This window comes from Billgrantia gudaonensis (assembly GCF_900100195.1).
Lineage (GTDB): Bacteria > Pseudomonadota > Gammaproteobacteria > Pseudomonadales > Halomonadaceae > Halomonas > Halomonas gudaonensis.
This window is the reverse complement of the sequence record NZ_FNES01000005.1, coordinates 177,454-199,766: the sequence shown is the minus strand read 5'-3', so window position 1 is coordinate 199,766 and position 22,313 is coordinate 177,454. Positions and strand designations below refer to the sequence as shown.

21 protein-coding genes are annotated in these 22,313 nt (G+C 67.9%); 15 read left to right on the top strand and 6 right to left on the bottom strand.

The genetic code is table 11. The features are described 5' to 3' along the window. The first annotated feature begins 77 nt into the window (after nucleotides 1-77). From BLP96_RS08485 to tal, 10 genes are all read left to right on the top strand, one after another. A complete protein-coding gene (locus BLP96_RS08485; RefSeq protein ID WP_089685108.1) occupies nucleotides 78-1,397 on the top strand; it encodes an ABC transporter substrate-binding protein in 1,320 nt (439 codons plus the stop codon). Between the two features lie 64 nt (nucleotides 1,398-1,461). Next, a complete protein-coding gene (locus tag BLP96_RS08480) occupies nucleotides 1,462-2,352 on the top strand; it encodes a carbohydrate ABC transporter permease (RefSeq protein ID WP_089685105.1) in 891 nt (296 codons plus the stop codon). 57 nt (nucleotides 2,353-2,409) lie between these two features. Next, a complete protein-coding gene (locus BLP96_RS08475; protein ID WP_089685174.1) occupies nucleotides 2,410-3,258 on the top strand; it encodes a carbohydrate ABC transporter permease in 849 nt (282 codons plus the stop codon). A gap of 109 nt (nucleotides 3,259-3,367) precedes the next feature. Then, the gene (locus BLP96_RS08470) at nucleotides 3,368-4,516 is read left to right on the top strand and encodes an ABC transporter ATP-binding protein (protein ID WP_089685102.1); all 1,149 of its coding nucleotides are present in this window, start codon (nucleotides 3,368-3,370) and stop codon (nucleotides 4,514-4,516) included. Nucleotides 4,517-4,525: 9 nt separating this feature from the next. Beyond that, nucleotides 4,526-5,200, top strand: coding sequence for an HAD family hydrolase (locus BLP96_RS08465; RefSeq protein WP_089685098.1), 675 nt, complete (start codon nucleotides 4,526-4,528; stop codon nucleotides 5,198-5,200). Nucleotides 5,201-5,244: 44 nt separating this feature from the next. After that, nucleotides 5,245-6,033: an L-iditol 2-dehydrogenase gene (locus BLP96_RS08460; RefSeq protein ID WP_089685094.1), complete on the top strand. Its 789-nt coding sequence runs from the start codon at nucleotides 5,245-5,247 to the stop codon at nucleotides 6,031-6,033. Between the two features lie 153 nt (nucleotides 6,034-6,186). Beyond that, nucleotides 6,187-6,819, top strand: coding sequence for a nucleoside triphosphate hydrolase (locus BLP96_RS08455; RefSeq protein ID WP_089685091.1), 633 nt, complete (start codon nucleotides 6,187-6,189; stop codon nucleotides 6,817-6,819). A gap of 48 nt (nucleotides 6,820-6,867) precedes the next feature. Next, complete coding sequence (locus BLP96_RS08450; RefSeq protein WP_089685088.1) at nucleotides 6,868-8,355, top strand: mannitol dehydrogenase family protein; 1,488 nt, start codon at nucleotides 6,868-6,870, stop codon at nucleotides 8,353-8,355. Next, nucleotides 8,355-9,833: a xylulokinase gene (gene xylB, locus BLP96_RS08445; RefSeq protein WP_089685084.1), complete on the top strand. Its 1,479-nt coding sequence runs from the start codon at nucleotides 8,355-8,357 to the stop codon at nucleotides 9,831-9,833. Before BLP96_RS08450 ends, xylB begins: the two co-directional genes overlap by 1 nt. 21 nt (nucleotides 9,834-9,854) lie before the next feature. Further along, entirely contained in the window at nucleotides 9,855-10,808 is a 954-nt protein-coding gene (gene tal / locus BLP96_RS08440; RefSeq protein WP_089685081.1) for a transaldolase, read from the top strand. A 77-nt stretch (nucleotides 10,809-10,885) separates the two neighbouring features. Here tal and mgrA read toward each other — a convergent pair whose 3' ends face one another. The 6 genes from mgrA to BLP96_RS08410 all read right to left on the bottom strand — a co-directional run bounded on the left by mgrA (nucleotide 10,886) and on the right by BLP96_RS08410 (nucleotide 18,319). Continuing rightward, nucleotides 10,886-11,920 carry an L-glyceraldehyde 3-phosphate reductase gene (mgrA, locus tag BLP96_RS08435; RefSeq protein ID WP_089685079.1) on the bottom strand — a complete coding sequence of 345 codons (1,035 nt, stop codon included), beginning with the start codon at nucleotides 11,918-11,920 and terminating at the stop codon, nucleotides 10,886-10,888. A gap of 16 nt (nucleotides 11,921-11,936) precedes the next feature. Further along, complete coding sequence (locus tag BLP96_RS08430; RefSeq protein WP_089685076.1) at nucleotides 11,937-12,911, bottom strand: carbohydrate kinase family protein; 975 nt, start codon at nucleotides 12,909-12,911, stop codon at nucleotides 11,937-11,939. Next, entirely contained in the window at nucleotides 12,908-13,861 is a 954-nt protein-coding gene (locus BLP96_RS08425; protein WP_089685073.1) for an aldose epimerase family protein, read from the bottom strand. The genes BLP96_RS08430 and BLP96_RS08425 overlap by 4 nt, the downstream gene beginning before the upstream one ends. A gap of 18 nt (nucleotides 13,862-13,879) precedes the next feature. Further along, the gene (glk, locus tag BLP96_RS08420; protein WP_089685071.1) at nucleotides 13,880-14,848 is read right to left on the bottom strand and encodes a glucokinase; all 969 of its coding nucleotides are present in this window, start codon (nucleotides 14,846-14,848) and stop codon (nucleotides 13,880-13,882) included. Nucleotides 14,849-14,935: 87 nt separating this feature from the next. Then, nucleotides 14,936-16,822, bottom strand: a complete 1,887-nt coding sequence (gene edd / locus BLP96_RS08415; protein WP_089685068.1) for a phosphogluconate dehydratase — start codon at nucleotides 16,820-16,822, stop codon at nucleotides 14,936-14,938. A gap of 102 nt (nucleotides 16,823-16,924) precedes the next feature. Then, nucleotides 16,925-18,319 carry a coniferyl aldehyde dehydrogenase gene (locus BLP96_RS08410; RefSeq protein WP_089685065.1) on the bottom strand — a complete coding sequence of 465 codons (1,395 nt, stop codon included), beginning with the start codon at nucleotides 18,317-18,319 and terminating at the stop codon, nucleotides 16,925-16,927. A 107-nt stretch (nucleotides 18,320-18,426) separates the two neighbouring features. Here BLP96_RS08410 and BLP96_RS08405 point away from each other — a divergent pair, with 107 nt between their 5' ends. Genes BLP96_RS08405 through truD form a run of 5 tightly spaced genes read left to right on the top strand, consistent with a single transcriptional unit; the run spans nucleotide 18,427 to nucleotide 22,308 of the window. Beyond that, complete coding sequence (locus tag BLP96_RS08405; RefSeq protein ID WP_089685062.1) at nucleotides 18,427-19,560, top strand: GNAT family N-acetyltransferase; 1,134 nt, start codon at nucleotides 18,427-18,429, stop codon at nucleotides 19,558-19,560. A 56-nt stretch (nucleotides 19,561-19,616) separates the two neighbouring features. After that, on the top strand, nucleotides 19,617-19,973 hold the full coding sequence (ftsB, locus tag BLP96_RS08400) for a cell division protein FtsB (RefSeq protein WP_089685059.1): 357 nt from the start codon (nucleotides 19,617-19,619) through the stop codon (nucleotides 19,971-19,973). Continuing rightward, entirely contained in the window at nucleotides 19,966-20,703 is a 738-nt protein-coding gene (gene ispD / locus BLP96_RS08395; protein ID WP_089685056.1) for a 2-C-methyl-D-erythritol 4-phosphate cytidylyltransferase, read from the top strand. Before ftsB ends, ispD begins: the two co-directional genes overlap by 8 nt. 1 nt (nucleotide 20,704) lies before the next feature. Further along, entirely contained in the window at nucleotides 20,705-21,208 is a 504-nt protein-coding gene (ispF, locus tag BLP96_RS08390; protein WP_176761486.1) for a 2-C-methyl-D-erythritol 2,4-cyclodiphosphate synthase, read from the top strand. Then, nucleotides 21,205-22,308 carry a tRNA pseudouridine(13) synthase TruD gene (gene truD / locus BLP96_RS08385; protein WP_089685052.1) on the top strand — a complete coding sequence of 368 codons (1,104 nt, stop codon included), beginning with the start codon at nucleotides 21,205-21,207 and terminating at the stop codon, nucleotides 22,306-22,308. The genes ispF and truD overlap by 4 nt, the downstream gene beginning before the upstream one ends. Nucleotides 22,309-22,313 lie beyond the last annotated feature (5 nt).

Below are 22,313 nucleotides of genomic sequence, written 5' to 3'. Positions count from 1 at the left end.
TTCACGCTTTGATTTAAATGATCAATAGCGGCATAGCGAGTCGACAACAACACAAGACGTCTCAATAGGAGCCCATCATGAAGCTCACCCGAGCCCTGCCGCTGGCTACCCTGGCGGCAGCCGTCGCCGCCGCTTGCCAGGCCCAAGCACAGACCGAGATCACCGTCGCCACGGTCAACAACAACGACATGGTGATCATGCAGAGCCTCACCGAGGAGTTCGAGACGCAACATCCCGATATCGAACTCGACTGGGTGGTGCTGGAGGAGAACGTGCTGCGCCAGCGCTTGACCACCGATGTGGCCACCGGTGGCGGCCAGTTCGATGTCATGACCATCGGCACCTACGAGGTGCCCATCTGGGCCGAGCGCGGCTGGCTGACGCCTCTCGACGACCTGCCGGCCGACTACGCGGTCGACGATCTGCTGCAGTCCGTGCGCGACGGTCTATCGCATGACGACACCCTGCATGCGCTGCCGTTCTACGGTGAGAGTTCGATGATGTACTACCGCCAGGACCTGTTCGACGAGGCGGGGATCGAGATGCCCGAGCAGCCCAGTTGGGAGGAGGTGCGCGACTGGGCCGGTCAGCTCCACGACCCGGACAACGAAGTGGCCGGCATCTGCCTGCGCGGCAAGCCGGGCTGGGGCGAGAACATGGCCTTCGTCTCGACCCTGGTCAACACCTTCGGCGGACGCTGGTTCGACGAGGCGTGGAATCCCGAACTCGAGTCGCCGGCCTGGCAGGAGGCGATCGGTTTCTACGTCGAGCTGCTCGGCGATTATGGCCCGCCCGGGGCGAGCTCCAACGGTTTCAACGAAAACCTGGCGCTGTTCTCCCGCGGCAACTGCGCCATGTGGGTGGATGCCACCTCGGCGGCCGGCAAGCTCTACGACCCGGACGAGTCCGACGTGGCCGACCGGCTGGGCTTCGCTCCGGCCCCGGTGGCCGAGACGCCCAAGGGCTCCCACTGGCTGTGGTCCTGGGCGTTGGCGATCCCGGCCTCCTCGGAGAAGCAGGAGGCCGCCGAGACCTTCATCACCTGGGCCACCTCGCGTGAGTACGTCGAGCTGGTCGGCGAGACCGAGGGCTGGACCAGCGTGCCGCCGGGCACCCGCGAATCCACCTACGCCAACGAGAACTACCAGCAGGCGGCCCCCTTCGCCGATTTCGTGCTCGAGGCGATTCGGGATGCCGACCCGACCGACTCGACCCTGGAACCCACCCCCTACGTCGGTGTGCAGTTCGTGGGCATTCCGGAGTTCCAGTCGATCGGCACCCAGGTCGGCCAGACCATCGCCTCGGCGTTGACCGGTGACGTCAGCGTGGAGCAGGCGCTGCAGACCGCGCAGCGGGCCACCGAGCGCACCATGCAGCGCGCCGGCTACCTGGACTGACCCCCGTGCCGGCCGGGAACGCCCCGGCCGGCTGAACCCTCTCTCCATCCCAACGGGCCGGATCATGACCAAGACACGCGCTGCTGGGCGCACCGTCGGGGGACTTCGGACCCTGTCGTTGCAGGCGCCCGCCGTTACTCTGCTGTTGCTATGGATGATCGTGCCGCTGGCGATGACCGTATGGTTCTCGCTGCAGCGCTATAACCTGCTGATGCCGGAGATGACCGGCTTCGCCGGTCTGGAAAACTACCGATACCTGTTCACCGATCCGGCGCTGTGGACGGCGATGGGCAACACGCTGCTGCTGGTCGGATCGGTGCTGGCGATCACCGTGGTGGGCGGCACTCTGCTGGCGGTGCTCTTCCAGCAGGAGTTTCCCGGGCGCGGCGTGGCCCGAGTGCTGGCCATCTCGCCGTTCTTCGTGATGCCCACGGTGAGCGCCCTGGTGTGGAAGAACATGATGATGCACCCCTCCAACGGCGTGCTCTCCTGGCTGGCCGAGTCCTTCGGCCTGCCGGCCGTCGACTGGTTCTCGTCGCTGCCGCTCACCTCGATCATCATCATCGTCTCCTGGCAGTGGCTGCCCTTCGCCCTGCTGATCCTGCTGACCGCCATCCAGTCGCTGGACGACGATCAGGTCGAGGCGGCACGCATGGACGGCGCCGGGCCGGTGGCGATCTTCTTCTTCATCACCCTGCCGCACCTCAAGCGGGCGATCAGCGTGGTGATCATGATCGAGATGATCTTCCTGCTGACCATCTTCGCCGAGATCTTCGTCACCACTTCCGGAGGGCCGGGGTTGGCCACCACCAATCTGGCTTTCCTGATCTACATCCAGGCCCTGCTCGACTTCGACGTGGGCATGGCGTCCGCCGGCGGGGTGGTCGCGGTCATTCTCGCCAACATCGTCGCCATCTTCCTGGTCCGCATGGTGGCCAAGAACCTGGAAAGCTAGTGCCGGAGATCCCTGATGACCACCGCCAAGACCAAGTTTCCCGCTACCGCCGAACGCATGCCGCCCCAGGCAGCCGGGGTCTCGCCGTTGCGCTCCGCGTTTGCCCGCCGTCTGGGCCTGACGGCGCTGGGATGGGCGATCGCCTGCCTGATCTTCTTCCCGATCTTCTGGATGGTGCTGACCGGTTTCAAGACCGAGTCGGCGGCCATTGCCGATCCCAGTCTGATCTTCTCGCCGACGCTGGAGAGCTACATCGCGGTCCAGGAGCGTGCCGGCTATTTCAAGTTCGCCATGAACAGCGTGGTGGTGGCCTTCGGCTCGACGCTCGCAGCGCTGCTGATCGCCATCCCTTCGGCCTACTCCATGGCCTTTCTGCCCACCCGACGTACCAAGGGCACCCTGTTGTGGATGCTCTCCACCAAGATGCTGCCGCCGGTGGGCGTGCTGGTGCCGATCTACCTGCTGTTCCGCGATGTCGGGCTGCTCGACACCCGCACCGGCCTGACCATCGTCTACACGCTGATGAACCTGCCGATCGTGGTGTGGATGCTCTACACCTTCTTCAAGGATCTGCCCAAGGACATCCTCGAGGCGGGGCGCATGGACGGTGCCAGCACTCTGCAGGAGGTGTGTTTCCTGCTGCTGCCGCTCACCCTGCCGGGGATCGCCTCGACCGGCCTGCTGTCGGTGATCCTGAGCTGGAACGAGGCCTTCTGGAGCCTCAATCTCACCTCCTCCAAGGCGGCGCCGCTGACCGCCTACATCGCCTCTTTTTCCAGCCCCGAAGGCCTGTTCTGGGCCAAGCTCTCCGCCGCCTCGACGATGGCCATCGCGCCCATCCTGGTGTTCGGCTGGCTCACCCAGAAACAGATGGTGCGAGGCCTGACCTTCGGCGCAGTGAAATAGGCTTTCGACGATGCCGAACACTGGTCTTCGGCTGGCGCTTTCGCCGACCACAAAACAGATGGTGCGCGGCTTGGCCTTCGGCGCCGTCAAGTAATCCGGGAGTTTTCGCATGGCAACGCTACAACTCGATCGGGTCACCAAGAGTTTCGGTGACACCCACGTCATCCAGGGCGTCGACCTCGAGGTCGACGACAAGGAGTTCGTGGTCTTCGTCGGCCCGTCCGGGTGCGGCAAGTCCACCCTGCTGCGCATGATCGCCGGCCTGGAGAGCGCCACCTCCGGCGACATCCTGATCGACGGGCAGCGCATGAACGACATCGGTCCCGCCGACCGTGGCCTGGCCATGGTGTTCCAGAGCTATGCGCTCTATCCGCACATGACCGTCGAGGACAACATGGGTTTCAGCCTGCGCCTGGCTGGGGTCGACAAGCCGGCGCGCCGCGAGAAAGTGCGCGAGGCGGCGCGGATCCTGCAGCTCGAGCCGCTCCTCGACCGCAAGCCCAAGGCGCTCTCCGGCGGACAGCGGCAACGAGTGGCCATCGGCCGTGCCATCGTGCGCAATCCCGGCATCTTCCTGTTCGACGAGCCACTCTCCAACCTGGATGCGGCGCTGCGGGTGCAGATGCGCATCGAGCTGGCGCGACTCCACGAGGAGCTCGATGCCACGATGATCTATGTCACCCACGACCAGATCGAGGCCATGACCATGGCCGACAAGATCGTGGTGCTGCAGGGCGGCGTGGTGGAGCAGGTGGGTTCGCCCATGGAACTCTACCACCACCCCTGCAACCGCTTCGTGGCTGGCTTCATCGGCTCGCCGAAGATGAACTTCCTGCCGGTTCAGGTGGTGGAGGCCGACGCCGATGGAGTCGGCGTGCGCCTGCCGGGCGGTGACGTCACCCGGGTGCCGGTGGCGGGTGAGAAGCTGTCACCCGGTACGCCGCTCGAGTTGGGGATTCGTCCCGAGCACCTGGTGCTCGACGAGGCACAGGGCCCGCTTTCCGGCGAGATTCAGGTGCTCGAGCGCCTGGGCGGTCAGACCTCGCTTTACGTGCGAATGGACGACGCCATGGTCACCCTCATGGCCGACGGGGATATCGCCCATTGCGTGCACGACACGGTGCGCTTCGGCTTCGAATCGCACCGTGCCCATCTCTTCGATGCCGAGGGCCTGGCCCTGCCGAGCCTCGAGAAGCATCCGCTGGCCGGCCTGCGCCGCCAGGACAATCGCGTCGCCTCCGACGCCAACGGCGCCTGAGGGGAGCCCATGGAGACCCTGATCTTCGATTGTGACGGCGTGCTGGTGGACAGCGAAGCGATCGCCGAGGCGACCCTGGTGACACTGCTCGGCGAGTGGCTGCCGGACCTGGATGCCGACACCGTGCTCAGCCAGGCGCTGGGCATGACCACCGCCGATATCCTGTGCCACCTGGAGGGTCTTAGCGTGCATTGCCTGCCCCCGGCAGCCAGCGAGCGAGTGGACGACACCATCGAGGCGAGGCTGGCCCGGGAGCTGCAGGCGATACCAGGAGTGGCCGAGGCGATCGCCGCCATCGATCTGCCCAAGGCGGTGGTTTCCAACAGTCGACGTCGACGAGTACTGGCATCGCTGGCCACGACCGGGCTGGATGCCCGGCTCGACGGGGCGCCGATCTTCACCGCCGAGCAGGTGGCCCGACCCAAGCCGGATTCCGCCCTCTACCGGCTGGCCGCCGAGATGCTGGGGACCACGCCGATGAACTGCCTGGTGGTCGAGGACAGCGTCTCCGGGGTCACCGCTGCTCACGCTGCCGGCATGACGGTGATCGGCTTCACCGGTGCCAGCCATGTGCAGCCGGGGCAGGCGGAGCGTCTACAGGAAGCCGGTGCCTGGCGGGTCATCGAGCGCATGCAGGATCTCGAGCCACTGGTGAAAGCGTGGAACCGACGACCGCAGGCCTGAACCCAGCGCCCTTGTCACCCACCCCGCATTGCGAGATACGACTCATGAAACTGCTAGATCGGATAGCCATCGTCACCGGCGGTGCCCGCGGCATCGGCCTGGCCATCTGCCGAACCTATCTGGAGGAAGGTGCCTCGGTGGTCATCGCCGACATCGATCGCAGCGCCATCGACGAGGCCTTGGCCACGCTGGAAATCGAGGGGTGCGACGCCTCGCGTCTGATGGGCACGCGCCTGGACGTCTGCGACCGTCGGTCCATCGACGCCATGGTGGCAAGCGTGGGCGAGCGTTTCGGCGGCATCGACATCCTGGTCAACAACGCAGCCGTCTTCGACATGGCTCCGGTACTTGAGGTGACCGAGGCGAGCTACGACGCGCAGTTCGCCGTCAACGTCAAGGGCCTGTTCTTCACCCTTCAGGCCGTCGCCAAGGCCATGGTGGAGCGAGCCCAGGGCGGCAGGATCATCAACATGGCCTCCCAGGCGGGTCGCCGCGGCGAGCCGCTGGTGAGCACCTATTGCGCCACCAAGGCGGCAGTGATCAGCCTGACCCAGTCCTGCGCTCTGGACCTGATCCAGTACGGCATCCGTGTCAACGGCATCGCCCCGGGGGTGGTGGATACCCCCATGTGGGGCGAGGTGGATGCCCTCTTCGCCCGCTACGAGAAGCGGCCCTTGGGCGAGAAGAAGCGCCTGGTGGGCGAGGCGGTGCCTTACGGGCGCATGGGGCGACCGGAAGACTACGCCGGCCCGGCGGTCTTCTTGGCCAGCGACGACAGCGAGTACGTGGTCGCCCAGACCCTCAACGTCGACGGCGGCAACTGGATGAGCTGAAAAATGCCTGCGCGAGCGAATCGCTGCGCTGCGCGGTGCTGGTGCGCCAGCCCGGTCGGAATCCTCACATATACCCCATATGCTCCGGTTCCTGTGCTCCGTGCGCCTTGCGCTTCATTTCGCTCGGCGATTTTTTACCAGGCGAGAACAACGATGAATCCGAACATTCATGACATGGCGGTGCACCTGCTGGAAGCCGCCGAGAATCGGCGTCGCTTCATCGTGGCGCTGGCGGGGCCGCCCGCCGCCGGCAAGTCCTTCCTATCGGGTTGGTTGTGCCGCGAGCTCAACGCCCGCCGGGCCGGCTGCGCCGCGGTGGTGCCGATGGATGGCTACCACTATGACAACGCCGTGCTCGAGCCCCAGGGCCTGATTCCCGTCAAGGGCGCACCGCAGACCTTCGACTGCGATGGGCTCAGGCAAGACCTGGAGCGCATCCGTCGCACCGATCGCAGCGTCGCCGTACCGGTGTTCGATCGACCCCTGGACCTGGCCCGGGCCGGCGGCCGGCTGATCACCCTCGAGCATCGCATCGTCATCGTCGAGGGCAACTATTTGCTGCTCGACGAGGGCCCCTGGCCGGCCCTGCGCCCGCTGTTCGACATGACGCTGTTCCTCGATGTGCCCGACGAGCTGCTAGAGGCGCGTCTCATCCAGCGCTGGAGAGAGATGGGCCAGGACCAGGCCGGCGCTCTCGAGCGCACCCGCCACAAGGACATGCTCAATGCCCGGCTGATCAAGGCGGCCTCGGTGGCCGCCGACCTGCATTGGGCAGCGAGCGACTGAGCCGCACGCCCACACGATGTTTACACCAGGAGCGGCAGGAGACACTCAATGACCCGACTCAACAACGCCAATCTGGGGCGGCTGCCTCCCGAGGTCGCCACGCCCGATTACGATCGCGACGCCGTCACCCCGGGCGTCTTCCACTTCGGGGTCGGCGGCTTCCATCGTGCCCACCAGGCCATGTATCTGGATGCGCTGATGAATCGCGGAGAGGCGCTCGATTGGGGCATCGTCGGCGTCGGGGTGATGCCCGGGGACCGCCGCATGCGCGAAGCCCTGGCCGCCCAGGACCACCTCTACACCCTGGTGATCAAGCATCCCGACGGCCGCCGCGAGCCGCGAGTCATCGGCAGCCTGGTGGATTACCTCTTCGCCCCCGACGATCCGGCAGCGGTGGTGGAGCGCCTCGCCGATCCGGCGATCCGCATCGTCTCGCTGACCGTCACCGAGGGCGGCTACAACTTCCATCCGGTCTCCGGCGAGTTCGACCTGGCCAACCCCGACATCCGTCACGACCTGGACCATCCCGAAGCACCGAAGACGAGCTTCGGTCTGATCGTCGAGGGGCTGGCGAAGCGCCGCCAGCGCGGCATCCCGCCCTTCACGGTGATGTCCTGCGACAACATCCAGGGCAACGGCGAGGTGGCGAAGGAGACTTTCACCGCCTATGCCCGGGCCCGGGATCCGGCGCTCGCCGACTGGATCGACGCCTCGGTGGCCTTTCCCAACGCCATGGTGGACCGCATCACCCCGGTGACCGCCGAGTCTGACATCGCCGAGTTGAGCGAACGCTTCGCCGTCGAGGACGCCTGGCCGGTGGTCTGCGAGCCCTTCACCCAGTGGGTGCTGGAGGATCGCTTCGTCGCCGGCCGCCCGCCGCTGGAGGCGGTCGGTGTGCAGCTGGTGGACGACGTGGTGCCCTACGAGCTGATGAAGCTGCGCCTGCTCAATGCCAGCCACCAGGCGCTGGCCTACTTCGGCTATCTCGCCGGCTACCGCTACGCTCACGAGGTGTGCCGGGACCCGCTGTTCGTCGACTTCCTGCTCGATTACATGCGCTGCGAGGGGTCACCGACCCTGGCCCCGGTGCCGGGCATCGACCTGGAAGAGTACCGCCTCACCCTGATCGAGCGCTTCGCCAATCCCGAGGTGAAGGACTCCCTGGCGCGGCTCTGTGCCGAGAGTTCGGATCGCATTCCCAAGTGGCTGCTACCGGTGATTCGCGAGCAGTTGGCCCGGGGCGGCGAGATCCGGCGCAGCGCGGCGGTGGTGGCCAGCTGGGCGCGCTATGCCGAGGGCGAGGATGAGCGCGGCGAACCCATCGCGGTGGTGGATCGTCTCAAGGAAGAGCTGATGGCGATCGCCGCCGAGAATCGCACTCGGCCGACGGCGTTCATCGAGAACCGCGAGCTGTTCGGCGACCTGGGCGAGGACCCGCGCTTTCGCGAGGCCTATCTGTCGGCCCTGAACGCGCTTCACGAAGGCGGCAGCCGTGCCACACTGGAGTCACTGATGACGACACGAGGAGAGGCCTGATGTACGTCGGGGTGGATTGCGGCACCCAGAGCACCAAGGTGGTTCTGGTCGATGTCGACGATGCCCGGGTGCTCGGTGAGGCGAGCCGGCCGCACCGCCTGGACGAAGGAGAGGGCGGTCGCCGCGAGCAGGATCCCGGGGAGTGGATCGCAGCGCTGCGCGGCGCCTTCGAAGCGATGCTGGCGACGACCGGCATCGACCCCCGGGCGATTCGCGCCATCGGCGTATCCGGCCAGCAGCACGGCCTGGTGGCCCTGGACGAATCCGGCCAGCCGGTGCACCCGGCCAAGCTGTGGTGCGACACCGAAACCGCCGCCTGGAACGCCGAGCTGATCCAGCGCCTGGGTGGCGAGGCGGGCTGCCTCGACCGGCTCGGCCTGGTGCTGCAGACGGGATACACCGCCTCCAAGATCGCCTGGCTGCGCGATGCCCGGCCCGAGGCCTACGAGCGCATCGAAAGCCTGCTGCTGCCCCACGACTACCTCAACTTCTGGCTCACCGGCGAGCGGGTGGCCGAGGCGGGAGACGCCTCCGGCACCGGCTACTTCGACACCCGTGCCCAACGTTGGCGCCACGACGTCCTGGCCGAGATCGCCCCGGAGCTCGACCCCGAACGGGTGCTGCCGCGTCTGATCGAATCCCACGAACCGGCCGGCATCGTTCGCCCCGAGCTGGCCCGCGAACTGGGGTTGAGCGACGGCGTGCTGGTTTCCAGTGGGGGAGGCGACAACATGCTTGGCGCCATCGGCACCGGCAACATCCGTCCGGGCCTGGTGACCCTGAGTCTCGGTACTTCGGGCACCATCTGCGCCCACTCCCCCGAGCCGGTGGTGGCCGACAGCGCCATGGTGGCCAACTTCTGCGCCAGCCACGGCGGCTGGTTGCCGCTGGTCTGCACCATGAACGTCACCTCGGCGACCACGCGCATCCGCGAACTGTTCGGCCTCGACCTGGAGAGCTTCGGCGAGCGGGTGGCCGCCGCGCCCATCGGCGCCGAGGGCGTGACACTGTTGCCCTTCTTCAACGGCGAGCGGGTGCCCATGCTGCCCGAGGCCAATGCCAGCCTCGACGGCCTGACCAGCGTCAACACCACCCCGGCCAACCTGTGCCGGGCGGTGGTGGAGGGCGCCACCCTGGGCCTGCGTTACGGCCTGGATCAGTTCGGCCATCTCGCCGAGGGGGTGCACGAGATCCGCCTGATAGGCGGCGGCTCGCGCAGTCCGGTGTGGCGGCAGATGGTCGCCGACGTCACTGGCAGCCGGGTGATCTGTCCCGAGATCGCCGACGCCGCGGCCCTGGGCGCCGCCCTGCAGGCCGCCTGGTGCCACCGTGGCGGAGAACTGGCCGACCTCTGCGCTCGGCTGGTGCACCTCGACGAAGCCTCGCGGGCCGAGCCCGAGCCGGCCAGCGTCGCCGCCTACCGCGAGATCTACGCCCGCTATCGCCATCGACTGGCCGAACGCCACGGAATTCACTGAAACCTCATCGGGAGGAACCGCATGACCACACGACTCGATGCTCTGAAGACTCTCTCCCTGGTGGTCGCCGATACCGGCGACCTGGATGCCATCGAGCGCTACTGGCCACATGACGCTACCACCAATCCATCGCTGCTGCTCAAGGCCTTCGACATGTCGGGCTATCAGGCGCTGATCGACGAGGAGCTCGCCGCCGTCGAGGCCGAGATCGCCGATCCGCAGGCGAGGGTCGAGCACGCCGTCGACCGCCTCGCCGTGGCCAAGGGGGTGGAGATCGCCAGGCGCATCCCCGGCAGGGTCTCCACCGAGGTGGCCGCGCGGCTCTCCTTCGATACCCAGGCCAGCATCCGCAAGGCTCACGAGCTGATCGAGCTCTACGAGCGGCGAGGCCTGGGCCGCGACCGCGTGCTGATCAAGCTCGCTTCTACCTGGGAGGGGATCCGTGCCGCGGAGCGCCTGGAAAAGGAAGGCATCCAGTGCAATCTGACCCTGCTGTTCAGCGAGGCCCAGGCCCAGGCGTGCTTCGATGCCGGGGTCTTCCTGGTGTCGCCCTTCGTCGGCCGGGTCACCGACTGGTACAAGAAGGAAACCGGTCACGACTATGCCCCCGAGGATGATCCGGGCGTACGCTTCGTGCGGCGAGTCTGCGAGCGGGTCGGCCGGGGCGGCTACGATACCGTGGTGATGGGGGCGAGCTTCCGCACCGTCGGTCAGGTGCTGGCGCTGGCCGGCTGCCCGCGGCTGACTCTCTCACCGGCACTGCTCGAGCAACTGGCCACCGAGGAGGGTGAGGTCGCCCGGGCCGTGGATATCCCCGCTGCCGGCGAGCGTCCTGCGCCGCTCGACGAGCCCGCCTTCCGCTGGGGCCACAACCAGGACGCCATGGCCAACGACAAGCTGGCCGAGGGCATTCGGCGCTTCGACGAGGACCAGCGCACCCTGGAAGCACGAATCGCCGAGCGGCTGGGCGCCTGAGTCATCGGGTTTCGCCCCCTCTGCGACCAGCGAGACGCGCTGGGATCGCGAACCGTATCGCCAGCGGGTCCCGGCGTTCAGCGATGAGAGGACTTCTCCCACAGATTGACACCGGCGTCGGTCACGGCGTGACGGTCGATCTCGGCGAGCTCTTCGGAACTGAAGGCGAGATTGTCGAGGGCTGCCACGTTGTCCTCGAGCTGAGCGACCCGGCTGGCGCCGATCAGCACCGAGGTCACGCGAGCGTCGCGTAACAGCCAGGCGAGCGCCATCTGGGCCAGGGTCTGACCGCGGCGCTCGGCGATGGCGTTGAGGGCGCGAACCCGCGCCAGGTTTTCCTCGCTCAGGTGTTCGGGCCGTAGCGACCCTCCGCCGGGCTGGTTGATGCGAGCCGCGTCGGGAACGCCATCGAGGTACTTGTCGGTGAGCAGGCCCTGGGCCAGGGGCGTGAAGGCGATGCAGCCCATGCCCTCGGCATCCAGGGTATCGAGCAACGCCTCCTCCACCCAACGGTTGAAGAGGTTGTAGGCGGGCTGGTGTATCAGGCAGCGCACGCCCTGCTCGCGCAACAGTGCGACGATCTCGCGGGTACGCTCGGCCGAGTAGGACGAGATGCCGACGTAGAGCGCCTTTCCCTGGGCCACGGCGCTGGCCAGGGCCCCGGCAGTCTCTTCCGGTGGCGTGTCCGGGTCCACGCAGTGGGAATAGAAGATGTCCACGTAGTCGAGCCCCAGGCGGGTCAGGCTCTGATCGAGGCTGGCCAGCAGCGACTTGCGCGAGCCGCCCTGGCCGTGGGGGCCCGGCCACATGGGGTAGCCGGCCTTGGTCGAGATGATCAACTCATCGCGGTAGGGGCGGAAGTCCTCCTCGAGCAGACGCCCGAAATTGCGTTCGGCACTGCCCGGCGGTGGGCCGTAGTTGTTGGCCAGGTCGAAGTGGATGATCCCCAGGTCGAAGGCGCGGCGCAGCAGTCGTCGCTGGTTGTCGAGCGAGTCGACGTCGCCGAAGTAATGCCATAGCCCCAGCGACAGGGCAGGCAACTGCAGACCGCTGTATCCACAGCGGCGGTAGTGCATGGCTTCGTAGCGCGAGGGGTCGGCCAGGTAGGGCATGCGTGAACCTCCGGAATCAGTGGCGCAGGTGGGCCAGGTCGTTGCTGTCGGGCAGCGCAGCGTAGGCACCGGGCCGAGCCACGGCATGGGCGCCGCAGCGACAAGCGGTGTCCACGGCGCGCGTCAGGAAGGCGCCGTCGCGGTGCCAGTCGTCATCGATGCCCGATTTGCCGAAACGACTGGCGAGTTCGCTCAGCAGCCCGCCGATGAAGGCGTCGCCGCCGGCGGTGGTGTCCACGGCGTCCACTTGCGGTGGCGTTACCCGATCGTCGAGGCGTGCGGTGTGGAGCCTGACCTCGCCTGGGCCGTCAGTGATCACCGCTGCCTTGACGCCGGCGGCCAGGCGTTCGGCCAGCCAGGCGTTGCGGGGATGGTCGGCACGCAGATAGTCGAGCTCATCGGCTGAGAGCTTGAGCAGGTCGGCAGCGTCCAGCAGCCGGGTGACCAGACCGATGTTGGCGGCACCGCTCTCCCATAGGTTATGGCGCAGGTTGGCATCGACGCTGATCAGGCAGCCGGCGCGGCGTGCCATCTCGGCCATGGCCAGGGTGGTATCGGCGATCTCGGGCTCGGTGAGGCTGTTGGTGCAGAAGTGCACGATGGCGGGTTCGGCGAAGACCCCGGCGGGCAGATGCTCCAGGCGGTAGAGAAGGTCGGCCGCCGGCGGGCGGTAGAAGTCGAAGGTGCGCTCGCCGGTGGCGTCGCGGGAGACGAATGCCAGGGCCGTGCGAGCCTGCCGGGTGCGCAGCACGGCGGAGACGTCGACGCCATGGGCGGCGAGCTCGCTAGCCAGGAAGTCGCCGAAATGGTCCTCGCCGAGCATGCCGAGGAAGCGACTCGGCACCCCCAGGCGTGCGCAGGCCACGGCGACGTTGGCCGGGGCGCCGCCGGCATAGGGGGTGAAGGTCTCCGGGACATCGCCGGCCGTCTCGCCGAGGCGGCTGGAGAGCATGTCGACGAGGGCCTCGCCGAAGGCGATCACGGGGATCATGGAGCGGTCTCCAGGGAGAGAGTGGTGCCCAGCAGGTGCTGGGCACCAGGTACCAGCCATACCGGGTCGAGGCGGGTGTTGGCCGATTCCACGCACAGGAACTGGCGCGCCGCGGCGGCGGAGGTATCGTCGGGCAGCGCCTCGCCCGGGTGCCAGACCACTGCCGAGTCGCTGCTCTGGCGGGCGATGCGCAGGCGCCTTCGGCCGTCGTCGAGACGGATCTCGGCGTTGCTGTGGTAGATGCGGTCGAGCCCGCCGCGCACGGCGAGCTCGCCTTGCTGCTCGCTCTCGGCGAAGCCGGCCAGCTTGTCCAGGAAGCGAGCGCCGGCGAGGCCTTCGACGCGGCAGGCGAAGGCATCGGCCACGGCGAGGTAGCTGTGCAGGGCGCCGCTGATCTTCTCCGGCGTTTCGCCGACGTGCTCGGTGATCAGCTCCACGTGCAGGCGGTTGGCGTTGGCCTGGATGACGGCCCGCGGAGCCAACTGGGAGTGGAGGCGCTCGCGGGGCGACAGGTGCAGCTCCACCCCCTCTTCGTGCTCGTCCACCGCTTCGAGACGCCACTCGGCCTGACGTGCCAGGCCATGCAGGGGGCCGGAGCGGTCAGGCGATTCATCGGCGATATTCTCGTTGGCGAACCACGGCCAGCATAGCGGGATGCCGCCACGGATCGTGCCGGGCAACGGCTGGGGCGTGGGCGTCACCCATAGCCAGCCGCCGGGTATCATGCCTTCCGGCGCGGAACGAAAGCCTTCAGCCGTCGCGGCTTGGGGCGACGCAGGAGGAGCGCCCGCGGTGGGGTTGGGTAGAAAGTGCAGCACCTGGGCGCCCTGGAGCGACACGGCCAGCTCTCCCCAGGCTTCGTTGGCCAGCCAAACCTCGCGGCCGGCCCATTCGGCACGGCGCTGTCCCTCGGTCGAGTCGATCAGCGCGGCAAGCGTATCGGGAATCATGCGATCTCCTTCGTCGAGTCACTCGACCTCTTCGTTGTGCAGTGCCTCGGCGGCACCCAGCAGCCCCGGCCAGGCGGCGGTGACCAGCTGGACGGGGATGGCCGCGGTGTAACCACTCAGTCGTCCCTTGGCGGCGAACGCCTCGCAGAAGGAGCTCCTGGGCAGCCAGTCGACCAGGCGTGGCAGGATGCCTCCGCACAGGTAGACGCCGCCACGGGCGCCCAGCATCAGAGCGGCATCGCCGCATACGTCGCCGAGGATCTTGAGAAAGCGCAGCAGGGTATCACGGGCCATGCCGTCGCCGCTTGCGGCGGCCTCGGTCACTTCGGCCGGGTCGTGGCAGCGCGGGTTGGCGCCTTTCAACGAGCAGTGGGCCAGGTAGAGGTCGTAGAGCCCCTGGCCGGAGAGGATTCGCTCCACCGAGACGCGGCCGTATCGGTTGCGAAAGTGGCGCAGCAGGTTCTGCTCGCGCTCGTCGGTCGGGGCGAAGGTGACGTGACCGCCTTCGGTGGGCAGTACGACCCAGGCGTGGCGACCGGGATAGAGACCCGCCACGCCCAGCCCGGTACCGGGTCCGATCACCAGGCGGGTCGTCTGGGCGTCGGACTCGCCGGACTGGATCGTGACCAGATCGCCGTCGGCCACGTGGGGCACGCCCAATGCCTGGGCGGTGAAGTCGTTGATCGCCTTGAAACGCGTCAGTCCCAGGTCGTGCTGCGCCTCGGCCCGGGAGAATGACCAGGCGTTGTTGGTCATGCTCACGCGGTCGCCGTGAATCGGGCAGGCAAAGGCCAGGCAGGCCTCGCGTGGGGCGGACTCCGCCGTGGCGCCCACCCGCGCCAGATAGTCGGTCACCGCCTCGACGAGACCCGGGTAATCGGCGCAGGGCAGGCTCAGGATGTCGCGGGGTTCGAAGGCACCCGGGGTCACCAACGCGAAACGGGCGTTGGTGCCCCCAATGTCGCCGATAAGAGCGGGTCGAGTCATCGTCAACTCATGTCTTCAGGCATTCGCGGATGCAGGGCTTGGTCCCCCGCTCTCGATAGTCACCACCGATCAGGACCGGGCGGGTCATCAGGCGTCCTCGTCGTGGATCTGCCCCTCCTGGCGCGCCAGGTCGTCGGCCTCGAAGCCGCCGAACACGCCGGCACCCTCTTCTCCCCGCATGGCCAGATGGCGGAACCCACTGAACAGCTCACGGCCCAGGCCGACGTGGTAGTGGTCGAGACTGGCCACGTGGAGCGCTCGGTCGGCCCACTCGCGAGGATCGACCTTGGCTTCCAGCGTGCCCGCGTTGGCGTCCAGGCGCACCACGTCGCCGTCGCGCAGCTTGGCGAGCGGCCCGCCGTCGAGCGCCTCGGGGCTGATGTGGATGGCTGTCGGTACCTTGCCGGAGGCGCCCGACATGCGCCCGTCGGTGACCAGCGCGACCTTGTGGCCGCGGTCCTGAAGCACGCCGAGGTAGGGAGTGAGCTTGTGGAGTTCGGGCATGCCGTTGGCCTTGGGGCCCTGGAAGCGCACCACGGCGATCACGTCGCGGTCGAGCTCGCCGGCCTCGAAGGCGGCCTTGAGTTCGTTCTGGTCCTCGAAGAGTTTGACCGGCGCCTCGACCAGGCGGTGCTCTTCGGCTACGGCCGAGACCTTGATCACCCCGCGGCCCAGATTGCCGTCGAGCACGGTGAGGCCGCCGGTGGGCGCGAAGGGCGCCTCGACGCCGCGCAGCACCTCGGTGTCGAGACTCGCATCGGGACCCTCGCGCCATACCAGCTTGCCGTCCTCCAGGAAGGGCTCCTGGGTGTAGGCGGTCAGGTCGGTGCCGAACACCGTGGGAATGTCGCTGTGCACCAGGCCGGCGCCGATCAGCTCGCGGAACAGGAAGGCCATTCCGCCGGCGGCCTGGAAGTGGTTGATGTCCGCCTGGCCGTTCGGATAGACCTGCATCAGGCTCGGGGTCACCGCCGAGAGATCGGTGAAGTCCTCCCAGGTCAGCGTCAGGCCGGCGGCGGCGGCCATGGCGACCAGGTGCAGCGTGTGGTTGGTGGAGCCGCCCGAGGCGAGCAGGCCGACCACGGCGTTGACGATGGCGCGCTCGTCGATCTGGCGGTAGAAGGGGCGGTAGTCGCCGCCCGGTTCGGTGTTGCGGATCGCCTGCTCGGTGGCAAAGCGGGTCAGCGCCTCGCGCATCTCGGTGCCCGGGTTGACGAAGGAGGTGCCCGGCAGGTGCAGGCCCATCATCTCCATCATCAGCTGGTTGGAGTTGGCGGTGCCGTAGAAGGTGCAGGTGCCCGGGCTGTGGTAGGATTGCGATTCTGCCTCGAGCAGATCCTCGCGGCTCGCCTTGCCTTCGGCGAACAGCTGGCGGATGCGCGCCTTCTCCTTGTTGGGCAGACCGCTGGGCATGGGGCCGGCGGGCACGAACATCGCCGGCAAGTGGCCGAAGCGAGCCGCGGCGATGAACAGTCCCGGCACGATCTTGTCGCACACGCCCAGGTAGAGGGCGGCGTCGAACATGTTGTGGGAGAGCCCCACGGCGGTGGCCATGGCGATCACGTCCCGGGAGAAGAGCGACAGCTCCATGCCTGGCTGGCCCTGGGTGACGCCGTCGCACATGGCCGGAACGCCACCGGCGAACTGGGCGGTGGAGCCCATGGCGCGGGCGGCGGCCTTGATGGTCTCCGGGAAGGTCTCCAGAGGCTGGTGGGCCGAGAGCATGTCGTTGTAGGCCGAGATGATGCCCAGGTTCGCCGAATTCATCAGCTTCAGCGAATTCTTGTCCTCGGCGCCGCAGGCGGCGAAGCCGTGGGCCAGGTTGCCGCAGGAAAGCTCGCCACGGTGGACGCCGCGCTTGTGCTGGTCGGCCATGCGCCGTTCGTAGAGGGCGCGGCGCTCGGCGGAGCGCTCGCGGATTCGCCGGGTGACGGCGTCGACGGTGGGGTTGAGGGCGGGGGTGGAGCTAGCCATGGTGCACCTCGGAGGTTCGAGTGTTTGGTAATTTTACCAAATATTGCCGCAGAAGTTTGCCCATCCTAGCGGCATGACGGGCATTTTTGTAGTTTTATGACATCACAAGCCCAGCATTCTCAGCAGCCAGTGTCGATACGGTGGATTGAGCAGCCCGACGGGATTGCGGCGAGCCTGAGCGAAGACGCTGCGCTCGTGGCTGAAGCGGCGAAAACCGGCCTCGCCGTGATAGGCGCCCATTCCGCTTTCGCCGACGCCGCCGAAGGGCAGCGCCGGCACGGCGTTGTGCCACAAGGTGTCGTTGAACACCACGCCGCCGGAGTGGGTTTCGGTCAGCAGCCGCTGGCGCACTCCAGCATCGTCGGTGAAGGCGTAGAGCGCCAGCGGTCGCGGCCGCTCGGTGATGAACGTCAGCGCCGTGTCGAGATCGTCCACGCCGATGATCGGCAGCCAGGGACCGAAGATTTCCTCGCGCATCAGCCGAAGGCCGGCCGTCGGTTCGAGCACCAGGGTGGGGGGCAGCTTGGTGCCCTCGCGCAGTTTCTGCGTCTCGCCTAGCGGGATGACCCGACAGCCGTGGTCCCGAGCCTCTTCCAGCATGGCAGCCAGTCGCTCGCGCTGCGAATCGCCGAGGATGGCACTGTAGTCGTCGCTGGCCGTCCCTTCGCGGTAGAAGCGTTCTACCGTGCGCTCCAGTGCCGTCACGAGAGCTCCGAGATGCGGCTGGTCGACCAGTACGTAGTCGGGGGCGATGCAGGTCTGGCCGGCGTTGAGCCACTTGCCGAAGGCGATACGCTCGGCCGCCTTGTCCAGGTCGGCGTCGGCGCATACCAGTGCCGGCGTCTTGCCGCCCAGTTCCAGGGTGACGGGCGTCAGATTGGCGGCGGCGCTGCGTGCTACCTTGCGTCCGGTGGCGGCGCTGCCGGTGAACAGCAGGTGATCGAAGGGGAGTGCTGAGAAGGCACGAGCGGTTGCGATGTCGCCGTCGATCACGCAGAGTTCGTCGGCGCCGAAATAGCGCTCGGCGAGAGCCGCCATCAGTCGGCTGGTGGTGGGGGTGTGCTCGCTGGGCTTGATCATCACTCGGTTGCCGGCGGCCAGAGCGTCTACCGCGGGCAGTAGCGCCAGGTTCCAGGGGTAGTTGCCGGGAGCGATGATGCCCACCACGCCCAGCGGCTGCGGAAAGACTCGGGCGCGAGCCGGCACGAGTCGCCAGGGCACGTCCACCCGGCGCGGCTTCATCCAGCGCTTGAGATGTCGGCGAGCGTGAGCCACCGCTTGGTGCAGCGTGGCGATCTCGGCCAGCCGCGTCTCGGCTTCGGCACGATGGCCGAAGTCCTGGCAGATCGCCTGGGCGATCTCCTCGCGATGGCGGTGAGTCATCTCCGCCAGGCGGTTCAGGCGGTCGCGGCGTGTGGCCAGCGTGGGGTACGGTTCGCTACGGAAGGCCAGGCGCTGTGCCGCGAAGCGCGCCTCGGGATGGCGGGCATCGGCCATTCACGTCTCCCTGTGTGACGGTGATGGTAGGAGTGGGGTGAGCCTGGGCACAATGTAGGCCGTTTGTCGGTCGCTTGTCAGCCGCACACCGTTGCGCAGGAGAGCCCATGTCCGAACTGGTCCTCAAGGAGTTGCCCGCCATCGAGGCGGTATCGGCGGCGGCGTGGAATGCCCTGGTCGGCGACGACCACCCTTTCCTGCGTCACGAGTTCCTGCACGCTCTGGAGGCGAGCGGGGCGGTTAGCGCGGCCACCGGCTGGGTGCCGCGCCACCTGACGCTGTGGCAGGGCGACGCCTTGGTCGGCGCGATGCCGCATTACCTCAAGCATCACTCCTTCGGCGAGTACGTGTTCGACTGGGCCTGGGCCGATGCCTGGGAGCGTGCCGGCGGAAACTACTACCCCAAGGGGCTCACCGCCATTCCCTTCAGCCCGGTGCCCGGGCCGCGCTTGGCCCTGGCGTCGGGCGTCGACCCCCGTATCGCCCGCGAGACGCTGGCTGCAGCATGGGAGAAGGGCGACCTCTCCAGTTGGCATCTGCTGTTCGCCGAGGATGCCGAGGTGGATGCCTGGCTCGCCGCCCGTCCCGAGCTGCTGGTGCGTTACGGGGTGCAGTTCCAGTGGCGCGATGCCGGTTACGGCGACTTCGAGGGCTTCCTGGGGAGCATGACCTCGAAGCGGCGCAAGGCGATTCGCCGCGAACGGCGGCGAATCGCCGAGCAGGGCCTCACCCTGCATCGCCTGACGGGAGAGGCGGTCGACGTACCCGCGCTCGAACATTTCTATCGCTGCTATGAGATCACCTACCTGGAACGTGGGCGCCACGGCTATCTCAATCTGGACTTCTTCCGCCGCCTGCATGCTGCCATGCCCGACTCGCTGGTGCTCGTCCAGGCGCGCCTCGACGGTCGGCCGGTGGCCGCGGCACTCTGCCTGCAGGGCGAGCGCACCCTCTATGGCCGCTACTGGGGGAGCGAAGTCGTGGCCGACTGCCTGCACTTCGAGGCGTGTTATTACCAGGGTATCGAGCATTGTCTCGAGCGCGGACTGACCACCTTCGACCCCGGCACCCAGGGCGAGCACAAGGTGACGCGCGGCTTCGCGCCGAGGCGGCTGCGTTCGCTACACCACATCGCCGATCCCGCCTTCCGCGATGCAGTGGCTCGCTTCTGCAGCGAGGAGCGTGACCACGTCGCGGCCTACTGTCGGGCCGCCGAGCGGGCGCTGCCATTCAAGGCGTGAGCGAGGCACGTGAAGCTGGCATAATGACGGCCGTTTAACCTGCCGAGGAAGGCTCGATGCTCAAGTGGTTGGCCATAGCGCTCGCGCTGCTGCTCACCGTGCTGCAGTACCGCCTGTGGCTGGGCGATGGAGGCCTTCGCGAGCTGAGTCAGATCCGTGAGCGCGTCGAGACGCTGGACGCCGAGAACGAGCCGCTGCGCGCTCGCAACGAGCGGCTCGCCGCCGAAGTGGTCGACCTCAAGACCGGGCTGGATGCCATCGAGGAGCGGGCCCGCAGCGACATCGGCATGGTGCGCCGCGACGAGCGCTTCTACTGGGTGCCGGGAGTGGCCGTGCAGACCGACGCCCTGGAGCGGCACGCCACGGCGCTGATGGAGGAGGCGCCCAGGGCGTCGGGAGCATCCGATGAGTGAGCGCCTATGGCTAGTGGTGCCGGCGGCTGGGCGCGGACGGCGCATGGGCGCCGAGCGCCCCAAGCAGTACCTCGAGCTGGCCGGCCGGCCGTTGATGGTACATACCCTGGCGCGGCTGCATGCGGCCTTTCCCGGCGCGCGGCTGGTACTGTGCCTGGATTCCGCGGACAGCGACTTCGACTCGGCCTGGGTGCCCTTCGCCGACTGGCGGCGGGTCGACGGTGGAACGCAGCGTGCCGATTCCGTGGCCAATGCCCTGGCCGCCATCGGCGCCGAGGCGCGCCAGGACGATCTGGTGCTGGTGCACGACGTGGCTCGCCCTTGCGTCAGCGTGGCGGATCTTCACCGACTGCATGCCTGTCTCGTCGACGAGCCGGTGGGCGGGCTGCTCGCCGCGCCGGTGGCTGACACCATGAAGCGCGATGATGGCACCGGCCGGGTCGCCGCCACCGAATCGCGCAGCGGTCTGTGGCACGCGCTGACTCCCCAGGGCTTTCGCTACGGCCTGCTGCGCCGTGCCCTCGCCGCGGCCTGCGAGCGGGACATGGCGGTGACCGACGAGGCGTCGGCCATCGAGGCTCTGGGCCTGTCGCCTCGCCTGGTGTGCGGGCGGCGTGACAATCTCAAGATCACACATCCCGAGGACCTGGCGCTGGCCGAACGGATTCTCGCCGCCCAGTGGGGCGAGGCGCCGACCGCCGGGGAACCGACTGCCAAGGAGACGCCCTGAGATGCTGCGCATCGGCCACGGCTTCGACGTACATCGCTTCGGCGACGGCGACCACCTGATGATCGGTGGCGTCGCCATTCCTTTCGCACGCGGCTTCGTTGCCCACTCCGATGGCGACGTGTTGCTGCATGCCGTTTGCGATGCGCTGCTCGGCGCCTGTGCGTTGGGCGATATCGGTCGTCACTTTCCCGATGCCGATCCGACGTGGGCCGGGGCCGACAGCCGTGCGCTGCTGCGCCGGGTGGTGGCGCTGGTCCGCGATGCCGGCTACCGGGTCGGCAACCTCGATGCCACCGTCATCGCTCAGGCCCCCAAGCTCGCCCCCCATGTCGCCGCCATGCAGGAGTGCCTCGCTGCAGACCTCGGTGTCGGGAAAGATGCCGTCAACGTCAAGGCCACCACCAGCGAGCGGCTGGGTTTCACCGGCCGCGGCGAAGGCATCGCCGCCGAGGCGGTGGTGCTGCTGGAGTCGCGCGTCGTCGAGGCGGCGGAGGTGCGCCGGTGAGCGAGTCGCAACCCGGACCGCCGCGCGAGGGAGCGCCGTGGCCTCCCGTCTGGCCTCGCGCGCTGGACGCCGAATTCGGCCCGCCACCCGCCGGTGAGTATCGCACCAGTCCGGAGGACTTCCTGGTCGAGGAGTGTCTCGACTTCGCTCCGGAAGGACAGGGCGAGCACCTCTGGCTGTGGGTCGAGACGCCGCGTCTCGCCACCCTCGACATGGTGCGCGAGCTGGCGCGCATCTGCGACCTGCCGGTCCGCGCCATTGGCTATTCCGGCATGAAGGATCGCTTTGCCGTGACCCGCCAATGGCTCTCGGCACACCTGCCGGGTCGAGACGCCCCGGAGGGGCTTGACGAGGCGTTGGCTGCGCGTGGCGTTCGTGTCTTGTCCCAGGCGCGCCATCCGCGCAAGCTCAAACGAGGCGTGCATCGGGCCAATCGCTTCAGCCTGGTGGTGGGTGGAGCGGCCGCCGACGATTCGCGGTTGGTCGCACGCTGGGAGCGGCTGTGCGCCCGCGGTGTGCCCAACGCTTTCGGCCCACAACGCTTCGGCGCCGGCGGACGCAACCTGGCACGCGCCGAGGCCCTGCTGGCGCGCGGCTGGCGCAAGCGCGACGATCGCCACGGCATGCTGCTTTCCACGACTCGCAGCTTCCTGTTCAACGAGCTGTTGGCGATCCGGCAAGGTGAGGGCAGCTGGGATCGGCTGGTGCCGGGCGACGTGGCGGTGCTCGATGGCACGGCGAGTCAGTTCGTCGTGGAATCGCCCGACGCCGACCTCGCCGAACGAGCGGCGCGGCTCGATCTGCATCCCGGTGGCGTGTTGTGGGGCAGCGGGGACAGTCTCGCCACGAAAGCGGCCAGGGAGTACGAAGCGTGGCTGACGGCACGTCATCCAGCCTTGTGTGCCGGTCTCGAGCGGGCCGGTGTGCGCTTGGCACGCCGCCCGCTGCGCGTGCGCCTTGGCGAACCGGCGTTGATCCGCGAGGACGGGCGGGTGCGTCTCGATTTTCGCCTGCCGCGGGGCAGCTTCGCCACGGCCGTGCTACGTGAGTTGATCGATCATCCGAGCCTGACTTTCGAGACGCCCGAGAAGGGCCAGTGAGGAGA